This is a genomic window from Hydrogenophaga sp. (assembly GCF_050182545.1).
Classification (GTDB): Bacteria; Pseudomonadota; Gammaproteobacteria; order Burkholderiales; family Burkholderiaceae_C; genus Hydrogenophaga.
Genome location: NZ_JBFXCD010000006.1, coordinates 41,579 through 59,074, shown reverse-complemented (window position 1 = coordinate 59,074; position 17,496 = coordinate 41,579). Strand labels below are relative to the sequence as shown.

Annotated in this window: 16 protein-coding genes and 1 pseudogene; 12 read left to right on the top strand and 5 right to left on the bottom strand. The window is 70.2% G+C overall.

Annotation, left to right across the window (positions count from 1 at the left end; translation table 11 throughout):
• Positions 1 to 21: 21 nt before the first annotated feature.
• Positions 22 to 1,584: an acyl-CoA synthetase gene (locus AB7P10_RS08400; protein ID WP_428293394.1), complete on the bottom strand. Its 1,563-nt coding sequence runs from the start codon at positions 1,582 to 1,584 to the stop codon at positions 22 to 24.
• A gap of 129 nt (positions 1,585 to 1,713) precedes the next feature.
• On the bottom strand, positions 1,714 to 2,148 hold the full coding sequence (locus AB7P10_RS08395) for a PaaI family thioesterase (RefSeq protein ID WP_428293393.1): 435 nt from the start codon (positions 2,146 to 2,148) through the stop codon (positions 1,714 to 1,716).
• Between the two features lie 161 nt (positions 2,149 to 2,309).
• Between AB7P10_RS08395 and AB7P10_RS08390 the strand changes: the two genes are divergently transcribed.
• Positions 2,310 to 2,963, top strand: a complete 654-nt coding sequence (locus AB7P10_RS08390) for a LysE family translocator (RefSeq protein WP_428293392.1) — start codon at positions 2,310 to 2,312, stop codon at positions 2,961 to 2,963.
• 25 nt (positions 2,964 to 2,988) lie between these two features.
• On the opposite strand, the gene AB7P10_RS08385 is transcribed toward AB7P10_RS08390, so the two are convergent.
• From AB7P10_RS08385 to AB7P10_RS08375, 3 genes are read right to left on the bottom strand one after another with little or no spacing between them, the layout of a single operon-like run.
• Positions 2,989 to 5,508, bottom strand: a complete 2,520-nt coding sequence (locus AB7P10_RS08385; RefSeq protein WP_428293391.1) for an ATP-binding cassette domain-containing protein — start codon at positions 5,506 to 5,508, stop codon at positions 2,989 to 2,991.
• Entirely contained in the window at positions 5,505 to 6,383 is an 879-nt protein-coding gene (locus AB7P10_RS08380; protein WP_428293390.1) for a branched-chain amino acid ABC transporter permease, read from the bottom strand. The genes AB7P10_RS08385 and AB7P10_RS08380 overlap by 4 nt, the downstream gene beginning before the upstream one ends.
• 10 nt (positions 6,384 to 6,393) lie before the next feature.
• Complete coding sequence (locus tag AB7P10_RS08375; protein WP_428293389.1) at positions 6,394 to 7,581, bottom strand: ABC transporter substrate-binding protein; 1,188 nt, start codon at positions 7,579 to 7,581, stop codon at positions 6,394 to 6,396.
• A 300-nt stretch (positions 7,582 to 7,881) separates the two neighbouring features.
• On the opposite strand from AB7P10_RS08375, the gene AB7P10_RS08370 reads away from it, so the two are divergent.
• The 11 genes and pseudogenes from AB7P10_RS08370 to AB7P10_RS08320 all read left to right on the top strand — a co-directional run.
• Complete coding sequence (locus AB7P10_RS08370; protein WP_428293559.1) at positions 7,882 to 8,235, top strand: nuclear transport factor 2 family protein; 354 nt, start codon at positions 7,882 to 7,884, stop codon at positions 8,233 to 8,235.
• 7 nt (positions 8,236 to 8,242) lie between these two features.
• Positions 8,243 to 9,166, top strand: a complete 924-nt coding sequence (locus tag AB7P10_RS08365; protein ID WP_428293388.1) for a polysaccharide deacetylase family protein — start codon at positions 8,243 to 8,245, stop codon at positions 9,164 to 9,166.
• Positions 9,163 to 10,377 (top strand): amidase, encoded by a 1,215-nt coding sequence (locus AB7P10_RS08360; RefSeq protein WP_428293387.1) that lies wholly within the window; start codon positions 9,163 to 9,165, stop codon positions 10,375 to 10,377. The genes AB7P10_RS08365 and AB7P10_RS08360 overlap by 4 nt, the downstream gene beginning before the upstream one ends.
• Positions 10,378 to 10,397: 20 nt before the next feature.
• Positions 10,398 to 11,192 carry a GntR family transcriptional regulator gene (locus AB7P10_RS08355; protein WP_428293386.1) on the top strand — a complete coding sequence of 265 codons (795 nt, stop codon included), beginning with the start codon at positions 10,398 to 10,400 and terminating at the stop codon, positions 11,190 to 11,192.
• A 129-nt stretch (positions 11,193 to 11,321) separates the two neighbouring features.
• Positions 11,322 to 12,659, top strand: coding sequence for an NAD(P)/FAD-dependent oxidoreductase (locus tag AB7P10_RS08350; RefSeq protein ID WP_428293385.1), 1,338 nt, complete (start codon positions 11,322 to 11,324; stop codon positions 12,657 to 12,659).
• Positions 12,656 to 13,672: a hypothetical protein gene (locus tag AB7P10_RS08345; protein ID WP_428293384.1), complete on the top strand. Its 1,017-nt coding sequence runs from the start codon at positions 12,656 to 12,658 to the stop codon at positions 13,670 to 13,672. Before AB7P10_RS08350 ends, AB7P10_RS08345 begins: the two co-directional genes overlap by 4 nt.
• Positions 13,669 to 14,466, top strand: coding sequence for a lysophospholipid acyltransferase family protein (locus AB7P10_RS08340; RefSeq protein WP_428293383.1), 798 nt, complete (start codon positions 13,669 to 13,671; stop codon positions 14,464 to 14,466). The genes AB7P10_RS08345 and AB7P10_RS08340 overlap by 4 nt, the downstream gene beginning before the upstream one ends.
• A gap of 14 nt (positions 14,467 to 14,480) precedes the next feature.
• On the top strand, positions 14,481 to 15,257 hold the full coding sequence (locus tag AB7P10_RS08335) for a glycosyltransferase family 2 protein (protein WP_428293382.1): 777 nt from the start codon (positions 14,481 to 14,483) through the stop codon (positions 15,255 to 15,257).
• A 183-nt stretch (positions 15,258 to 15,440) separates the two neighbouring features.
• Positions 15,441 to 16,247, top strand: a complete 807-nt coding sequence (locus tag AB7P10_RS08330) for a helix-turn-helix domain-containing protein (RefSeq protein WP_428293381.1) — start codon at positions 15,441 to 15,443, stop codon at positions 16,245 to 16,247.
• Between the two features lie 36 nt (positions 16,248 to 16,283).
• Positions 16,284 to 17,168, top strand: a complete 885-nt coding sequence (locus AB7P10_RS08325) for an SDR family oxidoreductase (RefSeq protein WP_428293380.1) — start codon at positions 16,284 to 16,286, stop codon at positions 17,166 to 17,168.
• Between the two features lie 32 nt (positions 17,169 to 17,200).
• Positions 17,201 to 17,479, top strand: a pseudogene (locus tag AB7P10_RS08320) (hypothetical protein); the annotation flags it as partial.
• Positions 17,480 to 17,496 lie beyond the last annotated feature (17 nt).

Genomic DNA, 17,496 nt, shown 5'->3' with positions numbered 1-17,496 from the left:
ACAAACAGGGGGAAGTGAGGCTCAGTGGAGGGCGAGTGCGGCGGCGGCCACCTCGCGTTCCCGCAGCACCTTTCGGTGCACCTTGCCGGCGGGCGTCTTGGGCAGTTCTGGCACGAAGGCCACGTGGCGCGGGTACTCGTGCTGGCTGAGCTTGGTGCGCACCAGCGTCTGGACTTCGTCGACAAAGACCTCGCTGGCCTCGCGTTCGCTGACCACGAAGGCCTTGACGACCTGGCCACGCAGTTCGTCGGGTACGCCGATGGCGGCGGCTTCGAGCACGTCGGGGTGCATGAGCATCACGTTCTCGATTTCGACCGCGCTCATGGTCCAGCCCGCGGAGATGATCACGTCGTCGGCACGGCCGCCGTGGTGGAAGTAGCCGTCGGCGTCCATGCGCCCCAGGTCCTTGGTGGGAATCCATTCGCCACGGCGCTGGACCATGAGCTGGCCCGTCTCGCCCGGTGCGCAGGCGCGGCCCTGCGCGTCGTGCACCTCGATGCGCGTGCCGGGCACCGGCTTGCCGAGCGAGCCTCGCTTGACCGCAAAGTCCGGCGCGCCGGGGTAACTCACCAGAACGACCCCGATCTCTGTCGTGCCGTACATGCTGCAGACCTCCAGCCCGAAGGTCTCCGAGATGAAGCGCGAGGTCTCGTCGTCGATCGGCTCGCCGGTGAAGGACAGCTTCTCAAAACAGAAGCGGTGCTGGCTTGCCTGGCCGCAGTTCTTCATCATGCGGTAGTGCGTTGCCGCCGCGGACATGTTGGTGAAGCGGTGCGCGCTCAGGGCCTGCAGCAGGCGCTCGGGCTTGAAACGACCGCTGTAGGCGCCGATGGTGAGCCCCAGTGCGAGTGGCGCCAGCGTGCCGTGCCACAGGCCATGGCCCCAGGCCGGCGAGGACGGGCAGAAAAAGCGGTCGCCCGGACGCAGGCCGGTGCCATAGAGCGCGGCCACCATCAGCGTGACCAACGCGCGGTGCGTGTGCTTCACCGCCTCGGGCAGTTCGCGCGTCGTGCCCGAGGTGTACTGGAACACCGCAAGGTCGTCGGCGCGGGTCTTCACCGCGTAGGTGGTGGGCAGCGCCTGGAGGCTGTCGGCGAAGTCCGCGTCGTACACCACGGTGTCGGTGCCGTCGATGCCGCGCGCCATGTCGGCCTTCTGCTCGTTGGTGATCAGCAGGCGTGGGCGGCAGTCGTTGACACGCAGGCGGATGCCGTCGGGTCCGAACAGCGTGAACATCGGCACCGCGATCGCGCCGCGCTTGATCACGCCGAACATGGCCGTGTAGAAGGCGCTGGAGGGCTCCAGCATGATCGCCACGCGCTCGCCCGCCTGCACGCCGCGCTGCTCCAGGAAGTGCGCGAAGCGCGAGGAGTCCGCCGCCAGTTGCGCAAAACCCAGCACCTCGTCGCTGCCGTCGGCGTGGGCCACGATGACCGCGTCACGGCCACTGTCCGCATGGCGGTCGACGCATTCGTGCGCGATGTTGAAGTGCTCGCGGTTGCCGTCAAACAGCTCCCACAGACGCTCGGACGAGAAGTGCGCCTGCGCATCGGCGTAGCTCGTGTAGTCGGTCAGTCGTTTCATGTGTCTCGCTCTCCGGATGGGTTGGATGCAGTTTCGGCGTCTTGCCACTTTTTGTCAATAGGCACATTAGTTTGTCTATATACAACTTTCAAACAGGCAAAAAAAGAGCCGATCAGCCGGATCCGCGATTCAGCGCGCCCCTGGAAACACCTTGAGGATGGCCTGCGCCAGCAGCACCGGCTGTTCATCGGCATGGACCTCGCCACGCAGGAAGATCAGGCTGCCGGTGCGGTGCGTGACCTGCGCGCGCGCCTGGGCGAACTGCCCTTCGCGCACCGCGCCCTGGAACTGCGTGTCCATCTGCAGCGTCACGCAGGCCGCGCGGTCGCTGGCCTCCCAGGCCACGGTGCTGATGGCGTGGTCCAGCAAGGTCATGAGGGCTCCGCCGTGCGCGCGCGCCGCCGGATTCAGGTGACGCGCTTCGCACAGCAGGCCGTACACCCAGCCGGCGTCCTCGCGCCGCGTCCACAAGGGACCGGCCAGGCCCATGAAGCCGGGCAGTTCGCGCATGCGCCAGTTCTCGGCCAGCAGTCGCGTGCGGGTTTCGTTGTGAACGTCATTCATCGGCGTGGTCTCCTTCGCGAGCGCTGTGGGGTTTGCCCAGACTGAAATCATTATTGCGCATACGAGATTTAAGTTGTATTTGTACAAACGAATGTGGCCAGTTTGCGAGTGCAGCGCGGGCCTGCGCGCGGTACAGTGCAGCCAGCCCGAGAAGCGCACCGATGCACGACCTCCTCCCACCCTGGCCCCTGTTCAGCGCCTTTCTGCTCGCCAGCCTGGTGCTGGCCGTGACACCGGGGCCGGGCGTGTTCTACATCCTCGCGCGCAGCCTGCTGCAGGGCCGGCGCCATGGCCTGGCGTCGGTGGCCGGCGTGGCGCTGGGCAACTTCGGCAACGCGGTGGGCGCAGCGATTGGGCTGGCTGCGCTGTTTGCGGTGTCGTCGCTGGCGTTCAGTGTGGTCAAGTACGCCGGCGCGGCCTACCTCGTGTACCTGGGCGTCCAGGCCCTGCGCGCGCCCGATGTCGTGGCGGACCCGGCGGCAACGCCCGCACACAGCCTGGGGCGCATCTTTCGCGACGGTTGTCTGGTCGCCCTGCTCAACCCCAAGACCGCCTTGTTCTTTGCGGCCTTCCTGCCGCAGTTCATGACGCCGCACAGCTCGCACGCGGCGCAGAGTGTGGCGCTGGGCGCGGTGTTCGTGCTGATCGCGGCGGCGAGCGACACCGCCTACGCGCTGGCGGCGGGCCGCGTGGCACCGCTGCTGCGGCGCGCGGGGCACTGGCGGCGCGCCGGGCGCTGGCTCACGGGCGGCGCCTTCATCGGGCTGGGGGCGCTGGCCGCGCTGACCGGCGCCAAGGCACCGCCGGCACCATGAAGTGCATGGCCCACCCGCGCCGCGCTCAGTGTGCGCCGAGGTATGCGCGGGCCAGGGCCGGGTCGGCGGCGATCTGCGACGAGCTGCCCTGGGCCACGATGCGCCCGCTCTCCATCACGTAGGCGCGGTCGGCCAGCGCCAGGGCCAGGCCCGCCATCTGGTCCACCAGCAGCAGCGTCATGCCCTCCTGGCGCAGGCGGTCGAGTGAGGCGAAGAGCTCGGCAATCACCTGCGGGGCAAGGCCCAGCGAGGGTTCGTCGAGCAGCAGGATGCGCGGGCGCGACATGAGCGCGCGCGCGATCGCCAGCATCTGCTGCTCGCCGCCCGAGAGCAGGCCCGCGCGCTGGTGCAGTCGCTCACGCAGGCGCGGGAATCGCTGCAGCATCTCCTCCACGCGCGCCTCGCGGCCCTCGGGCTGCAGGAAGGCCCCCAGGCGGATGTTGTCGAGCACGCTGAGTTCGGGGAACACCTGGCGCCCCTCGGGCACCAGTACCATGCCGCGCGCCACGATGGCCTCCGTTCCGGCCTGCGTGAGTTCCACGCCGTCCAGGTGGATGCCGCCCCCGTGCACGGGGCGGTGCAGGCCGCTGAGCGCGCGCATCAGCGTGGACTTGCCCGCGCCGTTCGCCCCCAGCAACGCCACCGCCTCACCCCGCCGCACCTGCAGCGCGATGCCGTGCAGCACCGGCTCGGCGCCGTAGCCCGCCACCAGCGCGCCCACGCCCAGCATTTCGGGGCCGGGCGCGGCGCGCGGCGCGGGCGCGGCACTGGTTTCCACCGCCGCGCCCAGGTAGGCCTGCTGCACGGCGGCGTTCGCCTGCACCTCGGCCGGTGTTCCCGCGGCCAGCCACTGGCCGGCATCGAGCACCACCACGTGATCGGAGATGCCCATCACCAGCGCCATGTCGTGCTCGACCAGCAGCACGCCGATGCCGGCGTCGGCGATGCGGCGCAAAAGCGCCGCGAGCGCGGCCTTGTCCTCGCGCGAGAGGCCGGCGGCCGGCTCGTCCAGCAGCAGCACCTCGGGGTCGAGCGCGAGCGCGCGCGCGATCTCCACCAGGCGGCGGTCCACGTGCGGCAGGTCGGCCGCGCGCGCCTCGGGCAATCCCGCGTAGCCGCACCAGGCCAGCAGCGCGCGCGCCCGGCCCCGGGCCGACGGAGCGCACAGCCGCGCCGCGCCGAACAGCGGGCCCAGCCGGCCGCGGTAGAGCGCCAGCGCCACGTTGTCCTGAACGCTCAGGCCACCGAACAACTGCGAGGTCTGGTAGCTGCGCGCAATGCCCCGGCGCGCCAGCCGCATCGCGGCGCGGCCGGTGAGCGCTTCGCCGCCCAGCGTGAAGCCGCCCGCCGTGGGCTGGTAGTAGCCGCTGAGCACGTTGAGCGCGGTCGACTTGCCCGCCCCGTTGGGTCCAATCAGGCTGGTGACGGCGCCGCTGCACGCCTGCAGGCTCAGGTCGCTCACGGCGCGCACACCGCCGAACTGCATGGTCAGGCCGTCGGCGCCAAGGGCCTGGCGCGTGCGCGCCGGCAGGGCAAAGCCATCGGGCACGGTCGCGGCCGGCAGCGCCGCCGCGGTGTGCCCGCGCAGGCGCTGCAGCACGCGCTGCGCGAGCCCGGCCACGCCATCGGGCGCGGCCCACAGCACCAGCAGCAGCAGGCCACCGAAGAACAGCAGGCGGTATTCCTCCAGGCTGGAGAGCAGCTCGGGCAGCAGGCCCACGATGAGCGCGCCCACCAGCGGGCCGGCCACCGAGCCCGCGCCGCCGAGCATCACCACCAGCACGAACAGGATGGACTGCACGAAGCCGAAGGTGTGCGGCGTGACAAAGCCCGAGAGCGGCGCGAACAGGCCGCCGGCCAGGCCCGCGCAGGCTGCGGAGAGCGCGAACGCCACCACCTTGATGGCCAGCGGGTTCAGGCCGATGGATTCGGCCGCGGTCTCGCTGTCGCGCACCGCGCGCAAGGCCGCGCCCCAGGTGCCGCGCGAGAGCCAGGCATAGCCCGCCAGCAGCACCAGCGCGCCGAGCAGCGCCAGCAGGGCCACCGCGCGTTCGCCCTGTGCCAGCGCACCGAGCCCGGGCGAGGCAATGCCCATGATGCCGTTCTGTCCGCCGGTGAGGTCGCGCATCTCCACGATCGCGTGTTCCACGATGAAGCCGAAGGCGATGGTGATCATCGCCAGGTACGGCCCCTTCACGCGCAGCGCCGGCAAGGCCAGCAGCGCGCCCATGGCGCCGGCGAGCGCCACGGCGATCGGCCAGGCGAGCCAGAAACTCAAGCCCGCCTGGCTGGTGAGGATGGCCACGGTGTACGCACCGATGGCGTAGAAGCCGACATGGCCGAACGAGACCTGCCCGCTCAAACCCATGAGCAGGTTCAGCCCGATGCCGACGATGGCCAGCAGCGCCACGTTGGCGAGCACGAAGGCGTAGTAGGGGTTGACGGTGAGCGCGAGCACGGCGCCAGCGCCAAACAGCAGGGCCAGCGTGGCGAGCTGCGCCGGCGTGCCCAGGCCCAGCCAGGGCTTCGAAGCGGGCGGGTTCATACCTTCTTCACCTGCGCGCGGCCGAACAGGCCGTTGGGCCGCGCCGCGAGCGCGACGATCACCAGGCCGAAGGTGATGATTTGCGTGTAGCCCGATCCCAGCGTGCTGGTCACCAGCGCTTCAATCACACCGAACAGCAGGCCGGCGATCATCACGCCCCAGGCGCTGGTGATGCCGCCCAGGATGGCGACCGCGAAGGCCTTGAGACCGAACAGCGTGCCCATGTCGGACTGCACGTTGAACAGCGGCGCGATCAGCACGCCCGCAATGCCGGCGAACAGCGCCGAAAGCGCGAACGCCAGCGCGATCGCGCGCTGGATCGGAATGCCCATGAGCCGCGCGGCCGACGGGTTCTGCACCACGGCGAGCATGCCCGTGCCCCAGCGCGTGCGGCGCGAGAGCGTGTGCAGCAGTGCCGCCAGCGCCAGCCCCACCACCGGAATGAGCAGCTGCAACGGGTACAGGCCCAGGCCCACATCGCCCAGGCTGATCGGCGTCTGCGCCAGCGGCGAGGGCAGGCTGCGCGGCTCCTTGCCAAAGGTGAACAGCACCAGGTTGTCCAGCACGATGCCCAGCGCCACGGTGGCCATGAGCCAGGCGTCCGAGCCGCGGCGCGCGAACGGGCGCACCGCCACGAACTCGACCACCAGGCCGTACAGCGCGCACAGCACCAGCGCGAGCCCGATGGCCGGCCACAGGGGCCAGCCCAGGGTCTGCGCGAAGGTGTAGGTGAGCACGGCCCCCAGCATCATCGAGCTGCCCTGGGCAAAGTTGACCGTGCCCGAGACGGCATAGGTCACGTAGAAGCCCAGGGCCATGAGCCCGTACATGCTTCCCAGACCCAGCCCGCTGATCAATGCGGAGAGCAACAACATGCGGCGCCGATCAGTGCTTCACCGGCAGGATTCGGTTGTCGATGAACTGCGCCCACACGTAGTCGCTGCTCTGCACCGCGTCGTGCACGCCGGGCTTGAACGGCATTTCGTAGGTCTTGATCAGGCCTTCGTAGCGCGGGATCTTGTAGAAGCCCTGGCGGATCGCGTCGCCGTCGGTGGAGCCGGCGGCGGTGATCGCCAGCGCGGTCAGCATCATGCCGTCGTAGGCATTGGCCACGCCCACGGCGGGCGTGATGTCGTCCGGGCCCTTGATGCCGGGGTACTTCGCCTTGAGCGCGGCAATCACCTTCTCGCCCACCGGCCCCTGCTTGCCGAAGAAGCTGTAGGTCTGCACGAAATGCACGTTCTTGCCGTTGGGGCCGGCCAGCTCGGTGAAGCGGCCACCCGCGGGGCCCCAGTGCGAGACGATGGGCACCTGCCAGCCCATGCGGTCCAGCGACTTGACCACCTGCGCCGAGGGGCCGACGTTGCCGACCATGAACAGCGTGTCGGCGCCGGCGGCCTTCAGGCGCGTGAGCTGGGGCACCACGTCGACGTCGTTGCCCTCGAACTTCTCCACCCCGGCGGCCTTCATGCCCTTGGCCGCCAGCGCGGCCTGCAGGCCCTTTTCGTTGGACTCGCCCCAGGGGTTGTTGATCAGGATCATGCCGGGCTTGGCGGCCTTGAAGTGCTTGATCGCGTAGTCGAGCATGCCCGCGTCGACGATCTCATCCACCGCCGAGACGCGGAACGCGAAGTTGGGGTTGGCGCCGTTCTTGGTGATCGGCGTGCCGGCGGCCCACGGGCCCATGAACGGCACCTTCTCCTGGTTCATCAGCGGCACGATGGCCATGGACACAGGCGTGTCCAGGCCGCCAAAGACCACGGCCACCTTCTCCTTGTAGATCAGCTCGCGCGCGGCCAGCACGCCCTTGGCGGGGTTGGCCTCGTCGTCGCGGCGCACCAGCTCGACCTTGCGGCCACCCAGCAGGCCGCCCTTGGCGTTGATTTCGTCGATGGCCACGCTCATGCCGCGCGTGATGGCTTCACCGGCCAGCGCCGACTGGCCCGAGAGCGCGGTGATCAGGCCGATCTTGATCGGCTCGGCCGCGGTGGCGGGCAGGGTCCAGAACGCACAGGCGACGGCGGCGGTGGCAGCGAGCAGGCGGCGGCGGGACGGGCGGGCGGTGTGTGTCATCGCGGATCTCCAGAAAGGGGTTGAACGCATGGCCGGCCAGGGCGCCGCCATGGCGGACCACGGATGCAAGCACCGTGCCAGCGTTGACAAACCGGTTTTCAGATTGTCAACATACTATTAGCCAGTTTGTTGATCATGTGGCACACGGTTTGCTCACAAACTCGACATGCACCGCACAGGGCCACCCCGCGCCCCGAAGCGGTGCCCCACAGGAGAGAACCCTTGAGCGAATCGCCAGAACAGTGCGCCGACCACGGCCTGGAGCCGGCCGCCGTCGTTGACGAATACCTGCGCATCCTGATGATCCCGGACCCGGCGGGCGCGATACGTTTCGTCGCGCCCGGCCTGCGCATCCGCTTCACCGGTGGCCGCGCCATGAGCGCACCGGCCGAGTGCGCGGCCTTCAACGCCAGCCGCTACGCCTGGGTGAAGAAGCGCATCGAGCGCACGGAAGTGGTGGCCGGCGGCACGCCGGAAGAAACCGTGGTCTACAGCCTGGGCACGCTGTATGGCGCCTGGCCCGACGGCACGCCCTTCGAAGGCAACCGCTATGTGGACCGCTATGTCGTGAACCACGGCCTGATCACGCAGATGGACGTGTGGAACGACAGCGCCGAATGGCTGATGGCACGCGCCGGCCTGGCCACACTGTGACGCACCGATGAACACCGCATTGATCTACGACGGTGCCCTGCCGCACCATGGCCGCTTCGCCTACCAGCCGATCACGCGCCGGGCCGACCACGTCTGGCCCAACGGCGCGCGGCTGGCGGTCTACCTCGGCTTCAACCTCGAACACTTCGCCTTCGGCGAAGGCATGGGCGCGAACATCGGCCCGGTCTCGCCGCAGCCCGACGTGCTCAACGCGAGCTGGCGCGAGTACGGCAACCGCGTCGGCGCCTGGCGCTGCATCGAGCTGTTCGACCAGCTCGGCCTGCCCTGCGCCACGTTGCTCAACACCGCGCTGTACGACCACTGCCCGGAACTCATCGCCGCCTGCGCCGCGCGCGGCGACGAGCTGGTGGGCCATGGCCACACCAACGCCGAGCGCCAGGGCGGCCTGAGCGAAGCGGACGAAGCCCGCCTGCTCACGCTGTGCCGCGAGCGCATCGCGCGGCACAGCGGCACCACCCCCACCGGCTGGCTCTCGCCCTGGATCTCCGAGAGCGCGCTCACGCCCGACCTGCTGGCCGAGACCGGCTACCGCTACACCCTCAACTGGTGCCACGACGACCAGCCCGTGCCGATGCACACGCGCAGCGGGCAGCGCCTGTGGAGCGTGCCCTACCCGCAAGAGCTCAACGACATCCCCATGATCGTGGCGCGCCAGATGGACGCAAAGGATTTCGCGCAGATGATCGTGGACAACTTCGACGAGATGCAGATGCAGGCGGCACGCCAGCCCCTGGTGATGGGCCTGGCGCTGCACCCCTACATCGTGGGCCAGCCCTACCGCCTGCGCCACCTGCGGCGCGCGCTCGAACACCTGGCGCGCGCGCGCGATGCGGGCGCGATCTGGTTCACCACGCCCGGCGCCATCTGCGAAGCCGCCGAACAACAACAGCTTGCCCGGGAGGCACCATGACGAACACCCCCACCGACCTGCCCCTGCCCATCACCGACACCGTCGGCGCCTGGGTGCCGCACGGGCGCTTTCTGCGGCCCGGGCGCGCACAGGGCCCGCTGGCCGACCTGCACTTCGCCGCCAAGGACGTGTTCGATGTCGCGGGCCAGCCCACCGGTGCCGGCAACCCGGCCTGGCTGGCCAGCCACCCCGTGCCCACGGCCAGCAGCCCGCTGGTGGACGCCCTGCTCGACGCCGGTGCCACGCTGGCCGGCAAGGTGCTCACGGACGAGCTCGCCTACAGCATCCACGGCGACAACATCCACTACGGCACGCCGCTCAACAGCGCTGCGCCCGATCGCGTGACGGGGGGCTCCTCCAGCGGCTCTGCCGCCGTGGTGGCCGCGCGGCTGGTGGACTTCGCGCTCGGCACCGACACCGGTGGCTCCACCCGCGTGCCCGCGAGCTACTGCGGCCTGTGGGGCCTGCGCAGCACGCACGGCTTGCTGTCGCAGCAGGGCCTGGTGCCGCTGCACCCGCTGTTCGACACGCCCACCTGGCTCGCGCACGAGGCCCGCACCTTCGAGCGCGTCGCTGCCGTGCTGCTGCCCCCGTCCAACTTCGCGCCCACGCGCGTGATCGAGGCCAGCGACGCCTGGGCCGAAGCCGACCCGGCGTTCCAGCCCCTGCTGGCGCGCGCGCGCGACACCCTGGCTCAGTTGCTGGGCGCACCGGTGCAGGCGCTGCAGGCCGCCGCGCCCGACGGCCTGGACGCCTGGCGCCAGACCTACGTGACCGCCTCGGCCTTCGATGGCTGGCAGACGCACGGCGCCTGGATCGACAGCCACACGCCCGAGTTCGCCACCCCCATCGCCGCGCGCTGGCGCTTTGCCAGCACCGTCAAGGCCGAAGACGCGGCCGCCGCGCGCGAACGCGCCGCCGGCATCCGCGAGCGGGTGCGCGGCTGGCTCGGTGAAGACGGCGTGGCCGTTCTGCCATCCGCCGCCAGCCTGGCGCCGCTGCGCGAGGCCGACCCGCTGGAGGTGGACGGGGTGCGCGTGCGCACGCTGCGCATCACCTGCATTGCCGGGCTGGCGGGCCTGCCGCAGGTCAGCCTGCCGCTGCGCAGTGCCAGCGGCGTGCCGCTGGGCATCTCGCTGCTGGGCCCGGCCGGCAGCGACCGCGCCCTGATCAGCCTGGCGGTGCGGCTGTGGCAAGCTATGCCGCACTGAATTCGACCCCGCCCCGCCCCATGCCGCGCCCACCCAAAAAGCCCGCCGCCCCCGCGCACCGCGCCACCCCCGCCCGGGCCCGTCCGGCCAGTGGCTCTGCCAGTGCCGGCGTGCCCCTGCCGGGCGGCGCGCTCTCGCCCGGCGCGCGCGGCGACAGCGCCGAAGACCGCATCTACCAGGCGGTGTTCGACAGCGTGATGGGCCAGCGCCTGGCTCCCGGCACCAAGCTGCCCGAGGCCGCCCTGTGCGAGCTGTTCGACGCCAGCCGCTCCACCGTGCGCCAGGCCCTGCAGCGCCTCGCGCACGACCACATCGTTCAGCTGCGGCCCAACCGCGGCGCCATCGTGGCCGTGCCCACGCCGGAGGAAACGCGCCAGATCTTCGAGGCGCGGCGGGGCCTGGAGGCCGCGCTGGTGCGGCTGGCCGTGGCCCACGTGACCCGCGCCGACCTCAAGGCCCTGCGCGCGCAGCTCAAGGCCGAGCAGGAGGCCATGCACCGCTTCGACCAGCCCGCCTGGGCGCGCCTGGCCAGCAGCTTCCACCTGAAGCTCGGCGAGCTCGGGCGCAACCCCATCCTGCAGCGCTACCTGGTGGAGATGGTCTCGCGCTGCTCGCTCATCGTGGCGCTGTACGAGCCGCCGGGCAACGCCTGCTGCGAGCACGACGAGCACGAGGCGATCGTGCGGTGCATCGAACGCGGCGACGTCGACGGCGCGGTGCGGCTCATGGACGAACACCTGCAGGTGCTTGAACGCAACGTCTGCCTGCAGAGCGAGGCACGCGCGCCCGGCCTCAAGGAACTGCTGGGTCTGTAGGACGCGTCCGACACGCGCGCTGGCGGCACGTCTGCTTACAGGCGGCGGTGTACGCTCGGTACAATTTTTCGACCGTCCACACACCGACGCTGCGGGCCCGCGCACTCCGGCGGCCCCGGGCGCGATCACATGCAACAACACTCCCAGGGAACCGAACGCCATCACTGTGACGTTCTCGTGATCGGCGGCGGCCCCGCCGGCTCCACCGTGGCGCCCCTGCTCGCGCAGAAGGGGCACCACGTCGTGCTGCTGGAGAAGGCGCACCACCCCCGCTTTCACATCGGCGAATCGCTGCTGCCGGCCAATCTGCCCCTGCTCGAACGCCTGGGCGTGGCCGAGGAGGTGCGCGCCATCGGCCAGTACAAGCCGGGCGCCGAATTCGTCTCGCCGCACCACGACCACACCCAGACCTTCGAGTTCGCCGACGCCTGGGACAAGTCCATGCCCTACGCCTACCAGGTGCGGCGCGCCGAGTTCGACGAGATCCTGATCCGCAATGCGCAGCGCCAGGGCGCCGAAGTGCACGAAGGCTGCCAGGCCCGTTCGGTGGAATTCCTGCCCGACCAGACCGTGCGCGTGCACGCCCGGCACGACGACGGTCGCGAAGCCGTGTGGGACGCGAAGTTTCTCGTGGACGCCTCCGGGCGCGACACCTTCCTCGCCTCGCGCTTCAAGATCAAGGAACGCAACCCACGCCACAACAGCGCGGCGGTGTACGGCCACTTCGCCAACGCCCGGCGCAACACCGGCGAGGCCGAAGGCAACATCACCATCTTCTGGTTCGATCACGGCTGGTTCTGGTTCATCCCGCTCACCGGCGGCACCACCAGCGTGGGCATGGTCACCTGGCCGTACCACATGAAGACCCGCCAGGGCCGCAGCGTGCAGCAGTTCCTGATGGACAACGTGGCCACCTGCGCCGGCCTGGCCGAACGCCTGCGCGAGGCCACGCTGACCACGCCGGTGGAGGCCACCGGCAACTTCTCTTACGCCGCGCAGCGCAACCATGGCGAGAACTACCTGATGCTGGGCGACGCCTACACCTTCATCGACCCGGTGTTTTCCTCGGGTGTGTGGCTGGCCATGAGCGGGGGCGAACTGGGCGCGCAGACCATCGACACCTGCCTGCGCCAGCCCCACAAGGCGCGCGCCGCGCTGCGGCACTTCGACCGCCAGAGCCGCCACGGCCCGCGCGCGTTCTCGTGGTTCATCTACCGCGTGACCAACCCCATCATGCGGGACTTCTTCATGGGCCCGCGCAACATCTTCCGCGTGAAGGAGGCCCTGCTCTCCACGCTGGCCGGCGACGTGTACGGCGGCGCGCCCATCGGGCGTTCGCTGCTGGCCTTCAAGCTGCTGTACTACGCCGCCAACCTCGCGCAGCCACGCCGCGCCTTCGCCGCCTGGCGCCGGCGCCGCCACAACGTCCGCCCGGCCGACGAGGCCGCGCTGGCCCATCCATCGTGAGCCTGCGGCACGACACCCGGACCTCCACGGACGACAGCGCCCGCGGCGACACGCTGGGTGGCACCCTCATCGGCAACATCCGGCCGGCCCCACCCACGGTGGCCTGGCCCTGCCAGCCGCTGCGCGCGCGCCTGCTCGGCGGCGAGGGCGCGGCGCCGCTGCAGGAATGCTGGCGGGCCGACGGCGCCGTGCAGGAGGGTCGCAGCCAGGGCATCCACTGGCGGCGCACCGCGCACCTGCTGTTCGGCGTGATCGAGCTCGACGAAGGCAGCGCTGCACCCGCGCGCGCGGACGAAACGCCGCTGCAGGCCACCAGCCGCGTGCTGTACGAACGCCTGTTCGACCTGCTGCGCGCGCAGCGCCTGCCGCAGCTGTGGCGGGTCTGGAACTACCTCGCGCGCATCAACGACGAGAGCCACGGCCTGGAGCGCTACCGCCAGTTCAACCTCGGCCGCCACGCCGCCTTCGTGCAGGCGCAGCGCGAGACTGGCGGCCAGGTGCCGGCGGCCTGCGCCATCGGCGTGGAAAGCGGCCCGCTGTCGGTGGCCTTCCTGGCCGGCGGCACGCCCCTGGTGCCGCTGGAGAACCCGCGCCAGGTCAGCGCCTGGCGCTACCCCGCGCAGTACGGTCCGCGCGCACCCACCTTCTCGCGCGCGGCACTGGCCCACCCACCGGGGCAGGAGGCGCTGTTCATCTCCGGCACGGCCAGCATCGTCGGCCACGAAACGCTGCACGCGGGCGACGTGGCCGCGCAATGCCGCGAGACCGTGCGCAACCTCGACGCCATGGTCGAGCAGGCCAACCGCGCCGCGCGCTCGGCGCGGCCGTTCGCACTGGCCGGCCTGAGCCACCGCGCCTATGTGCGCCACGCGGCCGATGCCGACACCGTGCGGCGCACGCTGCAGCCGCTGCTGGGGGGTGCGCCGCTGGTCTGCGTGCAGGCCGACATCTGCCGCGCCGACCTGCTGGTGGAAGTCGAATCGCAGGGCATCCAGCCGCTGCCCCCGGCATGAACGCCCGCGCCCGCCCCGGGACGTCCCTGTTGTGGGGCCTGTACGAGCACGTCGCCATGGTGGTGGGCCTGAGCGCGCTGGCCGTGGTCTGCCTGAGCTGGTCGCCGCTGGCGCTGCTGCTGTACCCGGTGCTGCCCCAGCGCGTCGGCCGCCGGCTCGGGCGGCAGGCCATCATGCGCGGCTTCCGCTTGTATGTGGGCATCCTGCGCACGGTCTGCGCCTGCCGCTTCGACCTCTCGGCACTGGACGCGCTGCGCGACCAGGGCCCCATGGTGATTGCCGCCAACCACCCCAGCCTGCTCGACGCCGTGCTCATCACCTCGCGCCTGCCCAACGCCGTGTGCGTGATGAAGGCCGAGCTGATGGACAACCCGCTGTTCGGCGCCGGCGCGCGCATGGCGCGCTACGTGCGCAACGACAACCTGGTGAGCGTGGTGCTGCGCTGCCGCGCCGAACTGCGCCAGGGCGCGCAGGTGGTGATCTTTCCAGAAGGCACGCGCACGCGGGACTACCCGGCCAACCGGCTCAACCCGCTGCTGCGATCCACCGCGATGATCGCCGCGCGCTCGCGCGTGCCGGTGCAGACGCTGATCGTCGAATTCTCCAGCCCCTACCTGGGCAAGGGCTGGCCCCTGTGGCGCCGCCCGCACCTGCCCCTGACCTGTACCATCCGCCTCGGCCGCCGCTTCGAAGCACCGCGCAACGCGCGCGACTTCACCACCGAACTGGAAAACTACTTCCGCCACGAGCTCGTCGGCCCCGCCACCCCACCCGCCACGGCCGCCGCGGCCTGACGACACGCCCGCCCATGCCCCAGCAGCCTGCAGCCGCCGCCGCCAGCACCACGCACCTGGTGCTCATCCCCAGCTACAACCCGGGCCGCAAGGTGCTGGAGACGGTGCGCGCCGCGCGCGCCCAATGGACGCCGGTGTGGGTGGTGGTCGACGGCAGCACCGACGGCAGCGCCGAGTGGCTGCAGGCCGAAGCCGCCACCGACCCCGGCCTGCGCGTCATCGTGCAGCCCATCAACCGCGGCAAGGGCGCGGCCGTGCTCGAAGGCATCACCCAGGCCGCGCAGGCCGGCTTCAGCCACGCGCTGACCATGGACTCCGACGGCCAGCATCCCGAGACCCTGATCCCCACGTTCATGGCCGCCTCACAGGCCGCGCCCGACGCCATGGTGCTGGGCAAACCCGTGTTCGGCCCCGAAGCGCCCGCGCTGCGCGTGAACGGGCGCAAGGTCTCCAACGGCTGGGCCAACCTGGAAACCCTGGGCATGGGCATTGGCGACTCGCTCTATGGCTTCCGCGTCTACCCCATCGCCGCGCTGATGCGCGTGATGCACGGCACCCGCTTCATGCGCCGCTTCGACTTCGACCCCGAAGCTGTCGTGCGCCTGTGCTGGGCCGGCGTGCGCCCGATCAATATCGACGCCCCGGTGCGCTACTTCTCCCCCGAAGAAGGCGGCGTGTCGCACTTCAAATACCTGCGCGACAACGCCCTGCTGACGTGGATGCACACGCGGCTGCTCGTGGGGTTTGTGTTGCGGCTGCCGGTGCTGGTGTGGCGGCGGGTGAGGGGGTGAATTTCCGCGTGGGGGCGGCGGAATCGGGGTGACTGCTGCAGGCTGGTCAGCGCCACTCGAGGTCGAGGGCACGAAGGACCGCTTCAGCCGGCCGCCCGATCCGCCATACTTTGTGCAGTGACCGAGCCGCGGATGCCTGAACGCCTATTCATTCGACTGCCAGACGACCCATCGTGCGCTCCAGTGACCACGGTCCCGGCGAGCACGCTGACGGAGTTCGCCGTACCGGCCTCCCTGCGTTCGGCGGTGGCCCATGTCACGGCCTACGAGGAGCGGTTCGCGCCCGGTCACGAGATCGTCGAGCGCGTGCTGCCCGACGGAGCGGCCCGTCTCCTCATCGTTCTGCATCGCGGCGTGGCATCCCTGCACGTCGCTGGCGCGAGAGCCGATCCCGTCCTGCTCAGGATGGGTGGGCACATGCACGGGCTCTCGATCACGCTGCACGCCGGGGCGACACTGGGGCTGTTTGGCGTTCCAGCCAGCGCGCTGACGGGGCTCGCGGTGCAATGGGAGGACATCGTCCCCAAGGCGCATCGCGACCTGCCCGAGCAAATGGCCGCGCAGGCCAACGACCTTGCGCGCGTTCGGCACATCCTGCAGTCGCTGCAGGCATTGCAGCGCCCCTCGGACCCTTCCCGCCACCTGGTGGAGCACGTGGCGCGGCGCCTGAGCGCCAGGATGGGCCGCACCTCCGTGCGGGAACTGGCCGCCGAGCTGAACCTCAGCGAACGGCGCGTGCAGCAGCTGTTCGCCTCGCACGTCGGCCTGGCACCCAGCGTCTGGCGCCGCCTGCAACGCCTTCACGGAACGCTTCGCCTGTTGCGGGCCGCCCAGACGCCCCAATGGGCGGAAATCGCGCTGTGCGCCGGGTACTACGACCAGTCGCACCTGATCAACGAATTTCGCGCCCTGTGCGGCCTGACGCCGCAGCAGCTCCTGCAGCGTGTCGTTTCGGATTCTTCCAATACAACCCACGGCAGCACCGGCTAAGGTCTCGGGCCAACCAAATCCCTTTCCAAGGTGCCCATGAAGACCCTCACCAATTGCATCGCCGTTGTAACGGGTGCCAGCCGGGGCGCAGGTCGCGGATGCGCGACAGAACTGGGCGCTGCCGGCGCCACCGTGTACGTGACCGGACGCAGTCGGCGCGAACAGCCTGCACCGGGGTATGCGCAGATCACGGCGTTGTCGAACCTGGACCGGGTGCCGGGCAGCATCGACGAGACGGCCGAAGAAGTGACGCGCGCCGGTGGACAGGGCATTGCCGTCGCCTGCGACCATGCGGATGAAGATCAGGTCAAGGCGCTCTTTGAGCGCGTCCAGGGCGAACACGGTCGCCTGGATCTCCTCGTCAACAACGCCTGGGGCGGGCACGAGACCTTCGATGGCGTGTTCCAGGCGCCGTTCTGGGAGCGTCCGATGGTGCACTGGGATGCGATGTTCGATCGCGGCGTCCGCAATCACCTCCTCTCCAGCCGGCTGGCCGCGCCGATGCTGGTGCGCCAGGGTCGGGGACTGATCGTGACCACGACGTTCTGGGACCGCGACCGTTTCATGCAGGGCAACCTGTTCTACGACCTCGCCAAAGCCGCAATGACGCGGCTGGCCTTCGGCATGGCGCAGGAACTGAGGCCACATGGGGTGGCCTCGGTGGCCGTATCCCCGGGGTGGATGCGCACCGAATTCGTCCTGGCGGGCCACCAGACCAACGAGGCACGCTGGCGCGAGCGGCCAGCGCTCGCCCGCACGGAGTCACCCCGCTACCTCGGTCGTGCGATCGTGGCCCTGGCCAGCGATCCCGAGGTGCTGGAGCGCAGCGGTCAGGTGCTGCGCGTGGGCGACCTGGCGCAGATCTATGGTTTCACCGACATCGATGGCCGTGTGGTGCCGCCCTTTGAACTGGAGCCTTGAATGAAATCAACGAACCAACCGGCGATGAACGAGACGCGGAACCCATCGGCTACGCGCAGTCCTGTACAGCCATGGGCAGCGGGGATGGTTGGTGGGAAGAAGAGACCGATCCATCACCGGACAACCCTCGCGCCATCCGCTGCTACGAGAAGGCAGGCTTCGTTCAGCAAGACGTCATCGCCACACCGGATGGCCCCGCCGTGTACATGGTTCAGACCCGTGAAGCCTACGAACTTGCACGCCACGCCGCCTGTCGAGCATCTTTGGACAGCCGCTCTCCGTTGAGTCGCATGGGGTTGACGCAGACCTAAACATTCACCACAATGGG